This window comes from Paenibacillus agilis, from assembly GCF_007786455.1.
Lineage (GTDB): Bacteria > Bacillota > Bacilli > Paenibacillales > Paenibacillaceae > Paenibacillus_B > Paenibacillus_B agilis.
In genome coordinates, this window is record NZ_VNJK01000001.1 from 2831054 (window position 1) to 2853336 (window position 22283).

The 22283-nt window shown below is 55.9% G+C and carries 4 protein-coding genes; all 4 read right to left on the bottom strand.

Annotation, left to right across the window (positions count from 1 at the left end):
- Positions 1–224: 224 nt before the first annotated feature.
- Positions 225–1958, bottom strand: coding sequence for an ABC transporter ATP-binding protein (locus FPZ44_RS12415; RefSeq protein WP_144990609.1), 1734 nt, complete (start codon positions 1956–1958; stop codon positions 225–227).
- Complete coding sequence (locus FPZ44_RS12420; protein WP_144990611.1) at positions 1955–3781, bottom strand: ABC transporter ATP-binding protein; 1827 nt, start codon at positions 3779–3781, stop codon at positions 1955–1957. The genes FPZ44_RS12415 and FPZ44_RS12420 overlap by 4 nt, the downstream gene beginning before the upstream one ends.
- Complete coding sequence (locus tag FPZ44_RS12425; RefSeq protein ID WP_144990613.1) at positions 3771–7079, bottom strand: non-ribosomal peptide synthetase; 3309 nt, start codon at positions 7077–7079, stop codon at positions 3771–3773. Before FPZ44_RS12425 ends, FPZ44_RS12420 begins: the two co-directional genes overlap by 11 nt.
- A 154-nt stretch (positions 7080–7233) precedes the next feature.
- A complete protein-coding gene (locus FPZ44_RS27195; RefSeq protein WP_144990615.1) occupies positions 7234–22254 on the bottom strand; it encodes a non-ribosomal peptide synthetase in 15021 nt (5006 codons plus the stop codon).
- Positions 22255–22283: the final 29 nt, after the last annotated feature.

The window sequence follows — 22283 nt, forward strand, 5'->3', positions numbered from 1 at the left end:
CACTCCCGTTTTAGAGATTCTTTATAGATAGGCTTTGTACCTAGATGTCACTTAGTCACTTTTAAGAAGAACCGGGCAGGCCATTCCCAGAACGACTCCTGCGGACTCTTCCCCTTTTTCGTGTCTAACTTTTCTGGTAAGTACCGCTTATAAAGTAATACCTTAGATTGCAAAAAGACTCAGTCGCATTTCGCAAACAGGAAGCCGCCCGCCATAAAGCGGGTCTAGCCGTACAGCCGGGCGTAATAACCCCTGAGCGCCAGCAGGTCCTGATGACGGCCCCGCTCGACGACCGTCCCTTCGTTCATAACGGTAATCAAATCCGCATGTTCCACGGTGCTGAGACGGTGGGCGATCAGAATGGTGGTGCGCCCCTTCATTAATACGTTCAGGGCCTGCTGTACCCAATGCTGGGATTCGTTATCCAGCGCAGAAGTCGCTTCGTCCAGCAGCAAAATCGGGGCGTTTTTGAGAATCGCCCGGGCGATCGCAATTCGCTGCCTTTGTCCGCCGGACAAAGACGCTCCTCTCTCTCCCACAGGCGTTTTATACTGTTCAGGAAGTTCCTGAATGAAATGGTGAGCGTACGCCGCTTTGGCCGCCTCGATCACTTCTTCATCCGTTGCATCTGGGTTGCCGTAGCGGATGTTTTCCTCAAGCGTGCCGGTAAACAAGAACGGCTCCTGCGGTACGTATGCAATCTGCCTACGGATTTCTTCCAGCGTGTAATGGCCGAACGGTTTGCCTTGAATCAGGATTTCCCCGCTGTCCACAGGATAAAAGCCAAGCAGCAGCTTGATCAGCGTACTTTTTCCGCTGCCGCTGGCCCCCACGATAGCGGCAACCTGGCCGGGAAACACCTGCATGGACATGTCGACAAGCACCTTTTTATCCGCCTGATAGGAAAATTCCACATCGCGAAACTCCACCGCAGCCTCCGACACGATCTCGCTGTTAGGAGATCCCAGACGCTCCGGTTCCTCTTCCTCTCTTAGTACCTCTTGAACCCGGTGAGCGCCCGCGAGTGAATTTTGGGTCATCGAAAGAACCATCCCCAAGTTCAACAAGGCGTGCGTCAGATTCACTTGCAGAACCGCCAGGGCGGCGACGCTTCCCATTCCCATCAGTCCGTAGGCATAAAGCAGACTGCCGATAACGATGATGCCGCAGAACGTGACGTAGCTGATAAAATGGTTCACCGCAGCCTGCATGCCGTTCTTCTGCGCGGTTTGCCGAAGCGTCTGCGTCATTTGTTCGTTCAACGCCTCGTACTGGCCGTAAATCGTACGGATGCGGAACAGCTTCACAATTTGAATGCCGCCCATAAAATCTTTGAATTTTTCGGTCATTTTACCGAGCGTTTGCAAGCCTTGTTCGGACAAGGCGCGAATATCTCGCGCAAATTTCAGGCTGACCACGGAGGACAGCAGCAGAATGACGAAGGATACACCAGCAAACCGCCAATCGATCAACACCATGGAGACAATAGAGCCGATGCAAAAGACAACTTGAAGCAGCAAAACGAAGTAAACCTGCGACAATGTAAACTCAACGGTCGTTACGTCGTTGTTCACCCGCGACAGCAAGTCCCCATGGTGCGTCTGCTCCAGGAATCTCGGCCGCACCCGGCACAGCTTGTCATAAAGACGTTCACGGATATTCAGCACAGTCAGCTCGACACTGCGCTGGTATAAGTAAATGAACCAGGGAGAAATCATATTTTCCAGGAACAGGGCCGCGCCCAAAATAATAAAGGCTTCCACCATCAGGGACGTATCTCGGGACACGGCGAAATTAACCAAGTTATGTACGACCAAACTGAAGGCGACGAGGAACAATGTCTGGGTGAGCGCCGTCACGGCAAGGCCAATGGCGTACTGGGTTTTGCGCTTGCGGTTCATAAACGTCAGCAAGTAGCCGAGTTCTTTCACTTGCGAGAGCCATCCGCTCTTTTTCATGTGTACGCCACCTCCCTGCGTTTGGCAGAATCGGTAAATTCCTGGTAGTACGACTGGGCGTACAGTCCCTTCATATCCAGCAATTGTTTATGAGTGCCCTTTTCCACAATAGTTCCTTGTTCCATGACCCAAATTTCGTCGGCGTTTTGTACGGTAGAAAGCCTGTGGGCAATAACCATCGTCGTTCTCTGCTTCATCAATACGTTGAGTGCTTCCTGTACCGCGCTTTCCGACTCGGGATCAAGAGCCGACGTTGGCTCGTCCAGCAGCAGAACAGGAGCATCCTTCAGAAAAGCCCGTGCCATTGCAATGCGCTGGCGCTGCCCGCCGGACAAAAAGCCTCCGCGCTCTCCGACATACGTCTGGTAGCCGTCGGGAAGCTGCATAATGAAGGAATGCGCCTGAGCGAATTTGGCGGCTTCGATTATCTCGTCCATCGACGCTACTTCCCGCCCGTAACCGATATTTTCGGCGATCGTGCCGCTAAACAAATATGAATCTTGGGTTACCACGGAAAAATGTGACCGAAGCTGCTCCGGATCGGCGCCGTCGATCAGGCTACCGAACACCCGGATTTCACCCTGGTCCTCCAGAAGCGGATAAAAGCCGCATACAAGCTTAAACACCGTGCTCTTCCCTCCGCCGCTCGCTCCGACAAGCGCGATCGTCTTCCCTTCCGGCACCGAGAAGCTAACATTTCGCAGGATCGGGGAGCTCTCCTCATACCCGAAGGTTACGTTCCGAAATTCGATGGGGGCGGCGCTCGCTTTCGAAAGCGAACGACCATTTTCCGTTTCGGTCGGCTGCTCGACGATCTCGGAGACCCTTCTCAGAGCACCGGTCATTTCGAACGTCCGCGTGATGAGCTCGGGAATGTGCTCCAGCGGCTCCAGACATAGATTCAGCAAGTACAGGAAGGCGATCAGCTCTCCCGCGCCTAGCTGCCCTTTGTAGATCAAATAGCTTCCGAAACTGACGGCGAAAATAATCGGGCTGATCATCAGCGTGGATAGTAGCGGGTTGACCCAGGCTTCCCGTTTTTTCACGGCCAGCTTTTTTTGAGCCGTCAATTGCAGCAATGCTTGGTAGGAGCGAGATAACATGCCGGATAGCAAGTAGCTTTTTACAATAGGCATACCCCCAAGCGTATCCTGGAGGTTGATGTTCATTCGTCCCATGTTCGCCTGGGCTTCCTCCGTCAACCGCTCCAACTGCTTGCCGATCCATTGAGAAACCAGTAGCGCTACGGGAAATAACAGCAGGCTGTACAGCATTAGCTCCCATTGGAGGTAGATCAAATAAGCGAAACAGCCGATGAACAATAGCGGATGATAAAACCACTGGGCGAGGTCCCGAATCATAAAGTGCTGGATGAGCTGCAGGTCGTTGTTGATCCGCGACAATACGTCGCCGGAGTGCTGCTTTTCCAAATAGGAGACCGGGAGTTTGCCGATATGACTCATGACATGGTTGCGGATATCCTGCACCGCAGAGGCGCTGCTTCGCTCCACGCCGAAGCTCATGAAAAACTTCGCTGGTACGCCGATCAAGATGACCACAAAGACCATGTACACGATTTGCAGAACGATTGGCCCCGCCCCCTTCTCGGCCTGGGTGGTCAACTGCTCGATCAAACTTCCCGTCCATATCTCGATAACGGCGGCGGCAATTGCGGACAAGGTACCGACGATCATCCAGCCTTTGTGATGGCTTACATAGGACATCAGCCAGCGGAACGCTTTCCAAGTGGCGTAAGCGGCTTGGCGCTTGGAAGGCGCCGCTGTGCCTTGTTCTTGAACAGATGGCTGTCGGTCAGCTTCCATGCAGCACCCCGGTTTCCGCTTCGATCTGCTTCTTGACTTGCTCTAAGATGTCCCGGATGACAACGGCCGTTTCATCCACACGCGCGAGTTCCAACAATTCCTCATGCGCGCCCTCCAGCCGATAATCGGCATAAGCTTGTGTCGTTGCCCTCCGCCAGGACGGCAATTGGTGCTCCAGGCGGAACGCTTCGCTGTCCTTCGCAATCAGTTCGTAAATTCGGGCAGTGATCGTGCCGGAATTAATAAGCTGCGCTTCGTACGCCAAGGTTGCTTTGACCTTCCGATGAACCCACCCCCGCACGAGTGGGTTGCTCATTAATTCCTTCTCTTCTTCGTCGAAATCGGCAAGCGTTTCTTCAAGCTCTTTCTCCGACGTTTCGGAAGGCGTCAGCGTGTCCTTAATCCACGAATCCACCATGAGCACGTCCGTTACGGAACAGCCTCTTTTCTCCATCATTTTGGCTACCTCGAACGTCACGTTGCCTCCGAAGCAGTAGCCGAGCAGCACGTAAGGTCCTTCCGGCTGGATGCGGACGATCTCGTCCACATAATGGTTCAGCATGGCCTCGTAATCGGCGGCATCGTCGATAAAATCAATGCCGTAGAGCACGAACCGGCTGTCGAGCCTGCTTGCGAGCTCTCGATAACCGATGCCGAAGCCGCTGCCCGGAGGGAAGCAGAACACGTTCAAATCTCCTGCTTTATTCAGCTTAATGAAGGAGTCTCCCCCTTTATCCAAGCCCTGATCCCCCTCTCCCAATGCCATGGCTTCAACTGTTACATGATGGAATTGACGGTTCAGCGGTATCTCAATGCCCGTTTCATCGTAAACGGCTTGAACGAGCCTCATCAGACTTAACGAATTGCCACCCAACTCAAAAAAGTTATCCTTTACGCCGACCTGTGGAACGCCAAGCGTATCCTGCCAGACGCGGGCGATCTTCATTTCGAGCAGCGTTCTCGGCGCGACATATTCGGTTCCTCCAGCCGCGGCTTCCTCCGGCGCGGGCAGCGCTTTGCGGTCGATTTTCCCATTCGGAGTCAACGGCATCCGCGAAAGCTGCACGAGGTGCGAAGGAATCATGTACCCAGGGAGCTGCTTGGAGAGCTCCTCCTTGAGTTCATGCGCAGCCAGCCTCGTTTCCGCGACGTAGTAAGCGACAAGCTGCTTTTGGCCGTTCGCGTCGTCGCGGTCGAGCACCTTGGCTTCTTGCACGGCGGTGATCTTTAGAAGCTGCGTCTCGATTTCGTCCAGCTCGATCCGGTACCCACGGATTTTGACCTGATGGTCGATCCGGCCCAGGTATTCGATGTTGCCGTCCGGCAGCCAAGCCGCCAAGTCCCCGGAGCGGTACAGTTTCTCCCCCTCCGCAAACGGGGAATCGACGAACTTCTCCGCCGTCAGATCCGGGCGGTTCAGGTAGCCTCTCGCAAGACCTTCCCCGGCGACATACATTTCGCCCGCTACGCCTATCGGTACAGGGCGGCGGTTTTCATCCAGGACGTACACGCTCAACGTCGGGATCGGCTTGCCGATATTACTCTTCGCCGCCTCCATTTCGACCCACGTAATTTCCTTATACGTCACGTGAACCGTCGTCTCGGTAATACCGTACATATTGATCAGCTTCGCCTCCGGGTACTTCGTCTTGAAGCCCTTGAGCAGCAGCGGACTGAGCGCTTCGCCCCCAAAGATGACGTTGCGAATCCGCAGATCGTACGGATGATCCGCCAAGACCTTACGCAGCAGCTGGTAGAAGTACGTTGGCGTCTGGTTCAAAATCGTGACCTGTTCGCGACCCAGCAACGTCAGGAAATCGGCCGGATTTTTCGCCGTGAGTGGCGGTACGATGACCAGCTTGCCTCCGTTCAGCAGTGCTCCGTACATTTCCCAGACGGAGAAATCGAAGCAGAACGAGTGGAACAGCGTCCACGTGTCGAACGGCCCGAAGTCGAACAGGTTCTTGTCATTGAACAGGAGGCGCACGACGTTCTTATGCTCGATCAGCGTTCCTTTCGGTCTACCAGTCGTTCCCGACGTGTAGATGACATAGGCCAGGTTGCCCGGCCCTGAAATCGGTTCCAGGTTCGAAGCGTCCAGCGCTTCGGCGGATTCCGCCCCTCTGTCGCCCCAAACGAAATCGTCCAATTCGAGGCGCGTTCCTGCGAAGTCGGTCTTCTCGTGCAGATGCTTTTGAATCAGCAACAACGGCGCGCCCGAATCTTCGATCATGAAGCGGATGCGCTCCTCCGGATAGTCGGGATCGACAGGCACGTATGCTCCGCCCGCTTTAAGAATCGCCAGAATGCCAACGACCATATCGAGCGAGCGTTCGGCCAGAATCGTTATCAGTTGGTCCGCTTCTACTCCCTTCTCCCGCAGCTTCCGCGCAAGGCGGTTGGATCGCTCGTTGAGCTCGCGGTAGGTCAGCTGCCGCTCATTCATGACGGCGGCCACGTTGTCTGGGTAAAGCTCCGCCTGCTCTTCAAACAAGCCGTGAATCGTTTTCCCCCGCTCAAACCCGGTTTCGGTGTCATTAAATCGCTTCAGCAGCGTCTCCCTCTCGTCTAGGGACAGCACATCGGCTTGTCCGAGCTCCAGATCCGGCTGAAATAAAAGCACGGACAGCAGCCGAACAAGATGGTTGGCCGCCTGTTCCACGAATGCCTGCTCGTACCGCTGCCCGTCAAAGCTGATTTCCAGCTCGATGGAGTGGTTTTGGCGGTCGAAGCGAAAAACCGTATCGGCCGCCACCCGATTACCCAGCGGTCCCGGATGAATCGGGGCGAAGGATGCGACGGTGTTGACGACCGGGAGGCCGCCACCCGTATAGTCCAGACGGAGCGACTCCACCATTTTCCGAAAAGGCAGGTGCTGATGCTCCAGCGCCTCGCCGACGGAGGCTTTGATGCCCCCGAGCAGCGTTTTCAGCGTAGTCTGGCGGTTTACGGACGTCTTGAGCACCAAGATGTCATGCGGCGACGGAGTCCCGTCGGGGTCAGCGCTATAAGAAGGCATGCCGACCAGCACTTGGTCCTGCCCGGTATATTTGAACAGTAGGCTTTTTACTCCTGCCAAAACAATCATGTACAAAGCCATATCCGAACCGTTGGCGAGGCAAATGATTCTCTCCGCGAGTTCGCTCGGCAGAGTACGGTGAAGCAAGCCCGGCTCGGCCGCAGCTTCCCTGTCGGCGGATAAATTGGAGGATTGACTGTAGGGAAGGAAGCTCAGGCTGTTATCGGCGTCAAACTTGCTGCTCCAGTATCGTTCTTCCTTTTCAAACAAAGATTTCATTCGTATCTCCCCTAAAAATGAAGTGACCGCATGCCCTGGCGCAGGTCCGAAAAAAGTTGCTTTCGTCCTGCGCGTATAAGGGCTTGGATGTTGTTCGCCGTCTTCCTTAGGATGCGCGCCGCTTTCGCTTGACGGCGGAGGCGCGCTTGTAGAATTAGAACGCGAATTCGATCAAATCGACGGCACTCTTTGCGCCTGCCGCCGGTTTATGGCATTCAATCCGGCTTAGCTCCAGTTGTGGATTTTCTGCAATTTGAGACAGTACCCGCAGGTAATCCTCGGTCAAGGTGCGGATCATCGCTTCTTTGAACAGCTTGGTGGCGTAGAAGAAGCCCCCGCTCAGCGCCCCGTTGTTCTCATACATAAACAGCGTCAGGTCGAACTTCGCTTCTTCCAAATTATCAAGCTCGTAATTCTTCAGGCTGACCCCTTCCAGCTCGGCGTCTCGTTCTTCGATATTTTGCAAGTCGAAAACGGCATCGAACAGCGGGAAGCGGCCCGGCTCCCGCTTCACATTCAAACGCTCCACGAGCTCCTCGAATGGATAATCCTGATTCTCGAAAGCACTCAAAGCCGTTTCCTTCACTTCTTCCAGATAGGACAAGAACGTTTTGTCGCCCGACGGACGATTGCGGATCGCCAGCGTATTGACAAACATTCCGATGACCGGTTCCAAATCAGCGTTCGTTCTTCCCGCCACCGGAGTGCCCACGACCAAGTCCTCCTGCCCGCTGTACTTGGACAGCAGCACGGTATAAGCCGCAAGCAGCACCATGAACAGCGTGCTTTCACGCTCGGCCGCCAATTCGCGCAGCCGCGCAAAGAGAGAAGATTCGACGTCGAACTCCAGATGCGCGCCTTCGTAGTTGCGAACCCTAGACCGTTCGTAGTCCAGCGGCAAGTCCGCTGTCGGCAGCTCGCCTTCGAAGGTTTGCAGCCAGTACGCTTCCTGCCGCCCGATCCGCTCTTGGTGGGCCTTCGACTGCTGCCAAACAGCATAATCCTTGTATTGAATACGCAGTGGCGGCAATTCTTCCCCGGCGTAGAAACTTGAGAACTCATCGATCACAATCGCCATCGATACGCCGTCGGACACGATATGGTGCATGTCGAAAAGGAGAATATGCAGGTTCGGCTCCAACTCGATGATCCCCGCGCGCAGCAGCGGCGGCTTGCCGAGATCAAACGGACGAACGAAGCTGCGGACGATCTGCTCGATTTGAGCCGCATCCTCTTTATCCGCTTGATGATGCTCGATAGCAAAATCGACCTGCGGGTAAATCCGCTGGACGGCTTCGCCCTTCACCATTTCAAAACCGGTGCGCAGCGATTCATGCCGTGTTATCAATTTCCGCAAGGCGGCTCCCAACCGGTCTAAATCAAACTCGCCTTCCACCTGCACCAGCTCCGGCATGTTGTAAAGCTGATCCGCTCCATCCAGCGTGTGCTGAATGAACAGCCGTTTCTGCGCGGAGGACAGAGGATAGTACTCTCTCTCCTCCGCTTGAGGAATGGCCTCATGCTCCCGCCGTTCCATCTGGGCGATCGCCTCGGCCATCGCCGCAATCGTCGAGTGACGGAATACGTCGCGCAGCGGCAGGTTGACGTTTAATTCCTTAAATACCTTGCCCGCCAGCGTCGTCGCTCGAAGAGAGTGGCCGCCGATGTCGAAGAAGTTGTCGTGAACGCCAATCTCCTTCGCAAGCCCCAGCACCTCCTGCCAAATCACCGCCAGCTTCGTTTCCAGCTCATTGCGCGGTGTGACGTACTCCACTCCGCTTCCAGCTTCCCCTTCCGGCGCTGGCAGCGCCTTCCGGTCAATCTTTCCGTTCGGCGTCAGAGGCAGGCGCTCCAGCTCCACGAAGTACGACGGGATCATGTAGCCCGGCAGCTCCTGCGCCAGCGCGCTGCGCACATCGTTCACCGCCAGCTCCGCTCCGGTATCCGGCGTGTAATACGCGCATAGCGCCTTCTGCCCGTTCGTGTCACTGCGAACCAGCACCACCGCTTCGCGCACGCCTTCCACCCTCAGTAGCTGCGACTCGATCTCGCCCATCTCGATCCGGTACCCCCGAATTTTCGCCTGATTGTCGATCCGGCCGATGAAGTCCACGTTCCCGTCTTCCATCCACCGCGCCAAGTCTCCCGTGCGGTACAGCCGCTCGCCCGCAGAGAACGGGCTGTCTACGAACTTCTCTTCCGTCAGCTCCGGACGGTTCAAATACCCGCGCGCCACGCCGACTCCGCCGATAACCAGCTCGCCCAGCACCCCGACCGGCACCGGGTTCAGATGCGCATCCACGATGTAAAATTTCGCATTCAGCCACGCTTTTCCGATCGGTACATTGCCTGTCTGTGGCAGCTTCGCTAGCTCCTCGTCGTAGAAGCTGGAGTCGATTGCAGCTTCTGTCACCCCGTATGCGTTGATGATTCGGAACAACGAGCCGAAGCGTTCCTGCAAGGTCCGGTAATCTGCCACGCTGCAGCTGTCCGAGCTCGTGATTAGCAGCTCCATCCCGCTCATATCCAGTCTCTGCTCGTGCACATACTCCAGGAACGGCACGATCAGCGCCGGTGTCGATTCGAAGATGGTAATTCGCTCCCGCTCCATCCAGTGGTGCAGACGAGACGGATCGATCCGGTCGTCCTTCGGCACAATCACCATCGTGCCTCCGTTATACAGCGTCCGCGCGATATCTCCCACGAACACATCAAACGAGAAGCTTGCAAGCTGCAGCAGCCGTACCGGGAACTGATCCAACTGGTATTCCCGCCGGTAGCCCGCCGCCGTGTTCACCAGGCTGCAGTGCTCGATCATCACGCCCTTCGGCTTGCCCGTCGTTCCCGACGTGTAGATCACGTAAGCAAGGTCATCCGGACGGGCTTCATGGAAGCTGTCGGTGTCGACATGCTGATGGCTCTCATCGCTGGCATCCACAGCATTGGTCAGCTTGCCGGAGACCATGCCAGAGACCTTGCCGGAGACAATCGGCGCATTCGCCCGTTCCTCGCTGTACGACGCTTCGTCGTCCAGGTACAACACCTCCGCCAGCGCCATCTCCTCTTCGCCGAGCCAAGCTTCGGCACGCTCTCGCAACGGCGTTTGCGTCAGCAGCACCTTCGCTCCGCTGTCTTCCAGCATGAACCGCAAGCGATCTGCCGGATAATCCGGGTCGAGCGGCACATACGCCCCGCCCGCTTTCCAGACGGCCAGCACGGCCACCAGCAAGTCTACCGAGCGATCGGCGAGAATGCCGACGATCGTTTCCCGGCCGATTCCGCTTGTGCGCAGCGTGCCCGCCAAGCGGTTCGCCCGCTCGTTCAGCTCCGCATACGTCAGCCGATCGTTCTCGTACACGACGGCCGCCTCTTCCGGCGTGAGCTCCACCTGTTCCTCGTACAGCCGGTGGAACGCGATCGCAGGAGCCGCTTCCCGCTGCGCCGTGTTAAATACTCCGAGAATTTGTTCTTTTTCCTCAGCGGTCAGCAAGTTTAACTCGGCGATCTTCGCATCCGGACGGCTTACGATCGTTACGAGCAGCTGCTCATAATGCTTCGCCAACCGTTCGATCGTCTCCCTTTTGTAGAGAGCCGTCGCATATTCGAAGCTGTAATCCAAGCCGCCGTTCTCCTCGCCCACATCTAAGCTGATATCAAACTTCGCGGTATCCAGTGCGCTCGGATAAGGAATCAGGCGAAGCCCTTCCAACTCAAACTCCTCGTTCTCCGTATTCTGCATCGTAAACAGCGTGTCGAAGAGCGGATTGCGGCTTAAATCACGGGTGACTTGCACCTTTTCCACTAATTCTTCGAACGGATAGTTTTGATGCTCGAAGGCGTGAAGGGTCGTTTCTTTGACTTCGTTCAGGTATGACAGGAATGTCTTCTCCGAAGCCGGATAACTGCGGATAGCCAGCGTGTTTAAGAAAATCCCAATCAACGGCTGCACATCTCCATGATTCCTTCCGGCAATCGGCGTACCGACGATCACGTCTTCCTGGCCTGAATATTTGTGCAGAAGGACGTTATACGCCGCAAGCAGCACCATAAACAGTGTTGTGCCCGTTTCCGAAGCGAGCTGCTTCAGGCCGTCGGTTTTCGAAGCGTCCAAGAAAAACTCCAGCGTTTGGCCTTCGTAGCTCTGTACGGCCGGACGCGGATAGTCCGTCGGCATTTCCAGCACCGGAAGCTCACCTTGGAACATGTCCAGCCAGTACGCCTCCTGAAGCTGAAGCCGTTCCTTCTGCTCCTGCGAATACTGCCAAACGGTGTAGTCTTTGTACTGAATGCGCAGAGGCTCCAATTGCTCGTCGCCGTACAAGCGGACGAATTCTTCAACAAAGATTTCCATCGAGACGCCGTCAGAAATAATATGATGCATGTCGTACATTAGAATATGGCGTTCAGGAGCCAGCTCAACAAGGCCTACCCTCAGCAGCGGAGGCTTCGCCAAGTCAAACGGACGGACGAAACGGCGAACCGTCTCTTCGGCCTCTTGCTCATCCGCTCGATAGAACTCCACGGCAAAATTTATGTCCTGGTAAATCCGCTGCGATGCTACGCCATCCACCATTTCGAACCCGGTGCGCAACATTTCATGCCGCGCCACAAGCTTACGGAACGATTCTTCAAACCTTGCCCGGTCCAAAGTACCCTCCAGCAGCATCGCTTCCGGCATGTTGTAGCTAAGCTCCGCGCCTTCCAGTTGATTCAGGATAAAGAGACGTTTTTGAGCAAAAGATTGCGGGTACACCTCTCTGTCATCCGCCACCGGAATGGAAACAAATATATGCTCATCTAGCCGGGAAATGGCAGCCGCCATGCTCTCGATGGTGGAATGGCGGAACACGTCGCGCAGTGGCAGATCCACGTTCAACTCTTTATGAATCTTGCTGACCAGTGTCGTTGCCCGCAGGGAGTGGCCGCCGATGTCGAAGAAGTTGTCGTGAACGCCAATCTCCTTCGCAAGCCCCAGCACCTCCTGCCAAATCGCCGCCAGCTTCGTTTCCAACTCATTGCGCGGTGCGACGTACTCTGTTCCGCTTCCCGCCTCCCCTTCCGGCGCTGGCAGCGCCTTCCGGTCGATTTTCCCGTTCGGCGTCAGAGGCAGACGCTCCAGCTCCACGAAGTACGACGGGATCATGTAGCCCGGCAGTTCCTGCGCCAGTGCGCTGCGCAAATCGTTCACCGCCAGCTCCGCTCCCGTATCCGGCGTGTAATACGCGCATAGCGCCTTCTGCCCGTTCGCGTCACTTCTAACCAGTACCACCGCTTCGCGCACGCCTTCCACCCGCAGTAACTGCGACTCGATCTCGCCCATCTCGATCCGGTACCCCCGGATTTTCGCCTGGTTGTCGATCCGTCCGATGAAGTCGACATTGCCGTCTTCCATCCACCGCGCCAAGTCTCCCGTGCGGTACAGCCGCTCGCCCGCGGCGAACGGGCTGTCTACGAACTTCTCTTCCGTCAGCTCCGGGCGGTTCAAGTACCCACGCGCTACTCCGACTCCGCCGATGACCAGCTCGCCCAGTACTCCGATTGGCACCGGGTTCAGATGCGCGTCCACGATGTAGAATTTTGCATTCAGCCACGCTTTGCCGATCGGCACATGGCCTGTCTGCGGCAGCTTCGCCGACTCCTCGTCGTAAAAGCTGGAGTCGATCGCCGCTTCCGTCACGCCGTATGCGTTGATGATCCGGAACAACGAGCCGAAGCGTTCCTGCAAGGCCCGGTAATCCGCCACGCTGCAGCTGTCCGAGCTCGTGATTAGCAGCTCCATCCCGCTCATATCCAGTCCCTGCTCGTGCACGTACTCCATGAACGGCATGATCAGCGCCGGCGTCGATTCGAAGATGGTGATTCGCTCCCGCTCCATCCAGTAGTGCAGACGAGACGGATCAATTCGGTCGTCCTTCGGCACAATCACCATCGTGCCTCCGTTATAGAGCGTCCGCGCGATATCTCCTACGAACACGTCAAACGAGAAGCTTGCAAGCTGCAGCAGCCGCACCGGGAACTGATCCAACTGGTATTCTCGCCGATAGCCTGCCGCCGTGTTCACCAGGCTGCGATGCTCGATCATCACGCCCTTCGGCTTGCCTGTCGTTCCCGACGTGTAGATCACGTACGCCAGATCCTCTGAAATGGCTTCATGGAAGCTATCCGTACCAACCTTCGGATGGCTTTCCTCGCCGGTATCCACAGCATCACTCAGCTTACAGGAAACTATGTCGGAGCCCATACCAGAGCCCATCGGTGCATTCGCCCGCTCCTCGCTGTACGACGCTTCGTCGTCCAGATACAGCACCACCGCCAGCGCCATCTCCTCTTCGCCGAGCCAAGCTTCGGCACGCTCTCGCAGCGCCGTCTGCGTCAGCAGTACCTTCGCTCCGCTGTCTTCTAGCATGAACCGCACGCGGTCCGCCGGATAATCCGGGTCAAGCGGCACATACGCCCCGCCCGCTTTCCAGACGGCCAGCACAGCCACCAGCAAGTCCACCGAACGCTCGGCGAGAATGCCGACGATCGTCTCCCGGCCGATGCCGCTTGCGCGCAGCGTAGCCCCTACGCGGTTCGCCCGCTCGTTCAGCTCCGCATACGTCAGCCGGTCGTTCTCGTACACGACGGCCTCCGCTTCCGGCGTGCGCTCCGCCTGTTCCTCGAACAGCCGGTGGAACGCAGCCGCAGGGGCCACTTCCAGCTGCGCCGGGTTGAACGCGCCAACAATTTGCTCTTTTTCTTCTGCCGTTAACAAGTTCAGCTCGGCAATCATCGCATCCGGACGGCTTACGATCGCCGCAAGCAAATGTCCGAAATGAGTCGACAGCCGCCGGATCGTGCTTTCTTTATAAAGAGCCGTTGCGAATTCAAAGCTGCATTCCAGGCCGCCGTTTTCTTCCGTAACATCCACACTCAGGTCGAACTTGGCCATGCCGTATTCGCTAGGGTACGGGGACAATTTCAGCCCTTCCAGCTCTAACGATGTATCCTCCAAGTTTTGCAGGGAGAACATCGTGTCAAACAGCGGGTTGCGGCTCAAATCCCGGCTGACCTGCACTCTATCAACGAGCTCTTCGAACGGATAATTCTGATGCTCATAAGCGCCTAAGGTCGTTTCTTTCACTTCTTCCAGATACGATAGGAAGGTCTTCTCCGAAGTCGGATAATTGCGGAGCGCTAGCGTATTGACAAACATTCCGATCAAAGGCTGCGTGTCTCCGTGCGTTCTGCCCGCAATCGACGTTCCGACGATCAAATCGTCCTGACCTGTGTACTTATGCAAAAGCACGCTATATGCCGCAAGCAGCACCATATACAGCGTCGTTCCTCTTTGAGCGGCCAGCTGCTTCAAGCCCTCGTTCGTTGCCTCGTCCACAAAGGACGTCAGCGTTTGTCCCTCAAAGCTCTGCACGGCAGGACGCGGATAGTCCGTCGGCATTTCCAAAACAGGAAGCTCGCCCCGGTAACGGTCCAGCCAGTAAGCTTCTTCGCGTTTCAACTGCACTTTTTGCTCGTCCGACTGCTGCCATACTGCATAGTCCTTATATTGAATGCGTAAAGGCTCTAATGACTTACCTCCGTACTGACGAACGAGTTCCTCGATCATCACGTTCATCGAAACCCCGTCAGAGACAATATGATGCATGTCGAACATCAGCAAATAACGTTCGGCTGCCAGCTCTACGAGCTCCGCCCGCAGCAGCGGAGGCTTCGCCAAGTCGAAAGGCCGGATGAAGGCCTGTACGACTTCAGGTGCTTCTTCCTCGCTCGCATGACGGTACCCGACGGCGAAGTCGACGCTGTCGTAAATGCGCTGTACAGCTTCGCCTTGTACGATCTCAAAGCCGGTTCGCAGCGTTTCGTGCCGTGCGATCAGTCCGCGGAAAGCCTTCTCCAGCAGACTCCGGTCAATCGATCCTTCCAGCAGCAGCACACCCGGCATGTTGTAGCTCTGATCGGCCCCTTCCAGCTGATTCAGGATAAACAGCCGCTTCTGAGCTGAAGATAGCGGATAATATGCTCTTGCGTCTGCCAATGGAATCGACGCGAACGACTGCTCTCCAATCCGGGATATAGCGAGAGCCATCTCTTCAATCGTCGAATAGCGGAATACGTCGCGCAGAGGCAGCTCGACGTTCAGCTCCTGATGCACCTTGCTCACCAGTGTCGTCGCCCGCAGGGAATGACCGCCCAGGTCGAAGAAGTTGTCATGAACGCCGATGTGTACCAGTCCGAGCACGCTTTCCCAAATTCCGGCCAAGCTGGCTTCCAGCGGAGTCCGAGGTGGAATACGTCCTTCGCCCAGCTGCAAGCTCTCTTCCGGCGCCGGGAGAGATCGGCGGTCAACCTTACCGTTCGTCGTCAGCGGGAGACGCTCCAACTGAATCAGGTACGCCGGGATCATATAAGCCGGAAGTTCCTGGGAAAGCACGCTCTTAATCTCGGCCGCCGGAAGATCGGAGTCCGCTTCATAATAGGCGCAAAGCTGCTTCTCACCGGAGGTGTTTTCCCTCGCGAATACCGTCGTTTTCCGAATCCCCTCCACTTTCTGAAGCTGCGCTTCGATCTCGCCCAGCTCAATGCGGAAGCCGCGGATTTTCACTTGGTCGTCCGTCCGTCCCACGTATTCGATCGTGCCGTCCGGCAGCCATTTCGTCAAATCCCCCGTCCGGTACATACGCTCTCCCGGCACAAATGGATTGTCCACAAATTTCTCCGCTGTCAGCTCCGGCCGGTTATTGTAGCCCCGTACCAAGCCTTCTCCACCGACGCAAAGCTCCCCAGTTACGCCGATCGGCAGAAGCTTGTTCCGGCTGTCGACGATATACACCGTCGTATTGCTGATCGGCCGTCCGATAGGTACGGTAACCGCCGACTCATCGACGAAGTCGACCGGAAGGTACGTGGTATAAACCGTGCTTTCCGTCGGGCCGTACACATGGTTGAGCCTGCCCGGTCCGGTATGGGCGAGCGCTTTACGCACATGGCCGACCGACACGCGCTCTCCTCCGAACAAAATCGCCCGAACATCCCGCAGGCAGTCGACGTTCACATCTACAAGGATGTTGAAGAAAGCCGTCGTAATAAACATGACCGAGATGCGCTCGCGCTGGATGAGATCCGCCAGACGGCCGATTTCCAGCAAAGTCTCGTAGGGAACCAGCACTAGCCGCGCCCCGTTGGTCAAAGCGCCGAAAATATCGAAAGTCGCTCCGTCGAATGAATAGCTCGAAAGCTGGAGCACATGATCCCGCTCGGTGATGTCGATATAATTCGTATTTCGCACGACCCGCACGATGTTGCGGTGCGAAACAAGGTTGCCTTTCGGCTTGCCCGTCGTGCCTGACGTATAGATGACGCAGGCTAGATCTGTCGCTTCGATGCCCGGATTTAGATTTGTGCCGTCCTCGTGATAGAAGGACTCGTCGTCCAATAAAATCACCGAGTCCAAACCCGCCAGGCGCTCGCGCAAGCGGCTTTGCGTCAGCATGACCTGTGCTCCCGAATCCTCTATTAAGAAACGGATACGCTCCTCGGGATATTCCGGGTCAATCGGTACGTAAGCCGATCCGGCTTTGTGTGCCGCGAGCATGCCCACCACCATTTCAATGGAACGCTCGGCCAAAATGGCGACTAGACGACCTTTGGATATCCCGTGGCTACGCAAAGTACGGGCAAGGCGGTTGACACGTTCGTTCAGCTCGCGGTAGGTCAGCTCGTGCTCATTTAAGGAGATAGCGGATGCATCCGGGATGCGCTCTACCTGCTCTTCGAACAATTGAATGAGCGTCTTCCCACGCGGAAATTCAGTAGTGGTGTCGTTAAAACGTCCGAGAAGGTCGGCCTTTTCCGCCTCCGTCACAAGTTCCAACTCGCCCACGGCAATTTCCGGGTTATCCGTCACCTGCTCCAGCAGATGGACGAGATGCCCCTTGAGCCGCTCGATGCTGTCTTTATCGAACATTTCGACGTTAAAGTCGAACCGAATTTCGATCTCGGCTCCCGGCACCACGGTCACGTTGAAGTTATAGTTCGTCTGCTCCTCCATCTGAACGTCAGCGATCGTCAGGTCGCCGTGCTGCTGGTCGCCCGCCTGCTCCATCTGCTCGTCCACCGGATAGTTCTCGAAAGCGATGATATGGTTGATCAGGTTCTGCTTTTGTACGCTGCGGGCTTGAATTTCATACAGCGGATAGTAATCATAACGCCCGGACTCCAACGCCCGCTCTTGGAGCTTCACCATCAGGTCGGCGAACAAGGTGTCCGCTTCACTCGTGACGCGGACAGGCACCGTATTAATGAATAGCCCGATCATGGACTCGATGCCCGGGATTTCCGCCGGTCTTCCGGCCACGACGCTGCCGAATACGGCATCGTTTGTTCCGTTATATTTTTGCAGCATCACGCCCCAAGCAGCTTGCAGCAGCGTATTGACCGTAACCAGACGTTGTTTCGCCACCCGGTCCATCCGCTCGCTCAAGTCCTTGCCCAGCTCGGCGATGACGTGATCAGCCGTAAAGCTGCCGTTCGGCGCCGGTTCCTTTTGCCCAGGGAGTACGGTTTGCCCTTCATAACCTGCCAGGAATGTCGTCCAATAGCCGGATGCCGCCTCATCGTCCTGTTTCTCTAGCCATTCGATATAGGCGCCATAATCCGATCCTTTATCTCCCACTGGCTGCTTGCCGAATGCCAAGGCCGAATACGTCTCAAACAGCTCTTGCGTCAACTGCGGTAGGCACCAGCCGTCCATCAAAATATGCTGGAAACTCCACAGCACATGATAGCTTTGCTCTTCGGTGCGCAGGATCGTAACCCGAACGAGCGCGTCATGTTCTAGGTCGAAGCCACGAAGCTTGTCATCCTCGGCCTTTTTATCCAAATACGCTTGTTTCTCGTCCACCTGCAAATGAAGCAGCTCTTCATATTCAAAGCCGACCGGCTTGTCGCGATATATGATTTGCAGTGGCTCGCCAGCCGGTCCTTTCACAAAATTCGCCCGCAGCACCAGATGACGTTTCGCAAGCTCCAGCCAGCTCCTCTCGAAAAGCTGCACGTCGAGCGCTCCCCGTATCGTAAACCGCGTCTGCTCGAAGTAAGCGGCCGTTTGCCGGTCAAGCGCGTTGTGGAACCACATGCCCTTCTGCATCGGCGTAAGTGAGTAAATGTTTTCTATTTCCCCAAGATGGCCCGAGCGCTGGGCGATTTGCTCCAATTCCGCGATGGTCAAGCCTTTAAATTGCACGTCGCTCGGCGTCAATTCGGTGTTTTCTTTGCCTGCGCAGTGGATAATAAGCTCTCGGAGACTTTGCTCAAGCCGCTGAGCGAAGGCTTCCATCGTTTCCTTGCGATACTGCTTCCGGCTGTAGCTAAGATCGAGCGATAAAGCACCGTCCAGCACCATACCGTTGATATCCAGCACAAAGCTGCGGGCCTGCCGGTCGCTGGCCGGGCTGCCGATGGAATAAGAAGATATGCCGATCTCGTCCTGATTGACATCATCGTCGAACTGGCCGAGGTAGTTAAAATTAATCTCCGGCTCTGCGCCCCAAACAAAGCCATCCTCCGATTTGGAGAGATAGCGGCATACGCCGTACCCAAGCCCTTTGTTCGGAATGCGGCGCAAGCTTTCCTTGACCTGTTTAATCTGATAGGCCAAGTCCCGATCGGTTTCCGGCTCCAGGACGACAGGAAACTTGGTTGTAAACCAGCCGACTGTACGCGTGATGTCGATATCCGTTCCAATCGATTCGCGTCCATGTCCTTCGAGATTGATCCGCACTCTTTCGTGTTCCGTCCACTTGCGAACGGCTATGCCGAGCGCTGTTACCAAAATATCGTTCATTTCGGTGTGGTAGGCCCGGTGAACCCGCTTCAGCAGCAGTTCCGTTTCTTCGGGAGTCAAACGGACGAACAGCGATTCACTGTCCTGCTGCGTCGTAACGTCCACCTCCAGATCCTTCGGTATGGCCGGAACCGCAATTTGTTCCACGGCCTGCCAATAGGCCCGTTCCTTCTCCATCTCCGGGCTTTGCACGTAAGCGACCAGTTGCTCGGACCAAGTGCAGTACGCATCTGTTTTCGCCGGGAAACGAATTTCCTCGCTTTTGCCGGCCTGCTCGTAACCCAAAGCGAAATCCTCCATCAAAATGCGCCAAGACACGCCGTCCACTACGGCATGATGAACCGCGAGCAGCAAATGATCGCCGTCTGCGCACCGGAACAGTCCCGCCTTCACGAGGGGCCCGTTCTCCAGATCGATGCCCGCTTGAATGTCCGTTGCCTTCGCTTCCACAGCCTGCGCGGTATTCTCCGCATCCTTGAAGTCGAACACGTCCAGCGTGAACAGCCCGCCTTCCTGAATCGCGCGGGTCCGCGCACTAAACCCTTGTTCCGTCTTGCGGAACACCATCCGCAAGGCATCATGATGCTCGACCAGCTTTTGCAGCACCTGACGCACCGTCTCTTCGTCGAAGTGTCCCTTCCGGTACAGCATCACCGACTGGTTGAAATGATGTGGGTCCGCAAAGGAGCTCTCGAAAAACCAATGCTGAATTGGCGTCAGCGCCGTTACACCCGTTATTTCGCGTTGATCGATGATACGTCCGATCGGTTTCACATGCAGGCTGAGCTGTGAGATAGTAGGATATTTGAACAAATCCCGTATTTCCAGCTTGTACCCGGCTTGATGAAGCCGCGAAGATACTTGAATGGACTTAATCGAGTCTCCGCCCAGCTCGAAGAAATGATCCGTTACCCCAACACGATCGGCGTTCAATACCGCCTGCCATACATCGGCAAGCGTCTGCTCGGCTTCATTGCGGGGAGCTACGTACGCGCCACCAGTCAGCGCGTTTCCTTCCGGGGCCGGCAAAGCCTTGCGGTCGATTTTATCGTTCGGGGTGAGCGGCATCCGCGGAAGCTGAACAAAATGCGCCGGAATCATGTAATTCGGCAATTTTTGCGCCAGCGCGCTTCTCAGCTCGCCGAGTGTAAGCGGATGGCCCGCGACCAGGTAAGCACACAGTTCTTGCCCGCTTTTGCCTTCCTGCGCAATTACGATCGTCTCCTGCATGGAGTCGATCTTCAGAAGCTGCTCTTCAATCTCGCCGATCTCGATCCGGAATCCACGGATTTTCACCTGATGGTCGATCCGTCCCAAGTACTCAATATTTCCGTCCGGCAGCCAGCGGGCCAGATCTCCCGTCCTGTAAAGACGTTCTCCCTGCGCAAACGGATGTTCCACGAACTTCTCTGCTGTCAGCTCCGGCTGGTTCAGGTAACCTCTCGCAAGCCCCACGCCTGACACGCACAGCTCGCCGTCCACTCCTGGAGGCACAAGCTGCAGGTGGGCATCCAAAATAAAAATCCGGTGATTGGCCAGCGGACGCCCGATCGGAATGACTCTGCGCTCCGGCTGCTCCTCATCCGCATCCCAAAGCGCCGTAACAATCGAAGCTTCGGTAGGGCCGTAAGCATTAAAATAGCGGACCTTGTGTTTCCACTGCTGCACAAACTCAGCCGATACCGCCGAGCCTCCCGTTACGAGCTTCGTTAAGCTGGGAAGGCGGTCCGGGTCTAAATAAGCGCTGTAAGTCGGAGGCAAAATTGCTGCCGTAATCGCATGTTCGTCCATATAACTCTCAAACAGGCGGTTGTCGAGAATCGTCTCGGCCGTCGGGATGTACAGAGACGCGCCAAAATAGAGCGCTTTGAACACTTCCCAGCAGGATGCGTCGAACGATAGACTGGCGAATTGAACAATCCGGTCATGCTCCGTGATGCCCAGCCTGTCTGCGAACATCAGCTTTAAGCTGACCAAACCGCGATGCTCCAGCATGACCCCTTTGGGGTTGCCCGTCGTACCTGACGTATAGATGACATAAGCCAGATCATTCGGACCGCTGGCCGGTTCCAGGTTCGAGCCATCGTCGCTGTAGGCCTGCTCGTCATCCAGCGCCACCACGGTCCCTTCGAACGGCACCTGCTGCAGCAACTCCCTTTGAGTGAGCAGTAGCTGCGCGTTCGAGTTCTCCAGAATGTAGCGGATGCGTTCTTCCGGGTATTCCGGGTCGATCGGTACGTAGGCACCGCCAGCTTTCAGAACCGCTAGAATGCCAACGACCGTCTCCAGCGATCTCCTGGCCATCAGACCTACCAGTTGATTGGGCAACACGCCGACCGATCGCAGCGTCCGCGCCAACCGATTAGCCTGTTCGTTCAGCTCCGCGTACGAAAGCCGCCGCCCCTCAAAGACAACTGCCGTCGCTTCGGGCACTCGCTTCGCCTGCTCCTCCACGAGCTGATGAATCGTCTGATCACGGGGAAAGTCCTTCTCGGTATCGTTAAAGCTTTGCAGCAATTGAAATTTCTCGTCCTCAGACAGCATGTCCGCCCGCACGATGTCCAGCTCCAACTCATGAAGCCCCACGACCAGCAGGCGATTCAAATGACCGACGACCCGAGTCATGAACTCAGAGTCATATAAATGCTCGTTATATGATAGCGCTAGCTGTATCGTCCCGCCGGTTATGCTGAATGCAAAGGAACAATCCGTGACCACGTTCTGCCCGATTTCGTCCAGATGCAGCTCCTTAAGGGATACTAGCGTATGGATGACGGGTATTCCGTCTGCATATTGCAGGTCCAGCTTCTCCGTCATTTTCAAGAACGGAATATGTTGATGCTGAATCGCTTCCGGCAAGGAAGTCCTCAGCTCGCTCAGAAGCGTTTTAAAAGTGGCACCCGCCGAAAGCGAGTTTTTCAAAATGACCGTATGATTAACGGATCGGCGCGTCTCCGTCGGTTTCCGTACAACCGGCATGCCGACCAGAATGTCAGAAGCGCCTGTATATTTATGCAAGAGCGACTGAACACCGGCGAGCAGAATCATAAAAGCAGCTAGTGGAGCGCCCTTGCTCATTTGAAATACGCGCTGCGTCGCTTCCTCCGAAAGCGAACCGCCGACGGTTGTTACAATGGGCGCTAGGGAGCTTGGAGCTTTGCTGTAAGGCAGCCGCGTCAAGGTATAATCATCGCTACCGAATTTTTCGCTCCAAAACAACGTTTCTTTTTCAAAAGCCATTTGGATCGTTCCCCTCTCTTCATCGGTAAAAGCAATCCGGCGGAGCATATGCCGTAGCAACGCTTCAGCCTCGCTCCCCACCTTTTCAAACATGTGACAAAATTTTCAATGGCTTTCGCCAG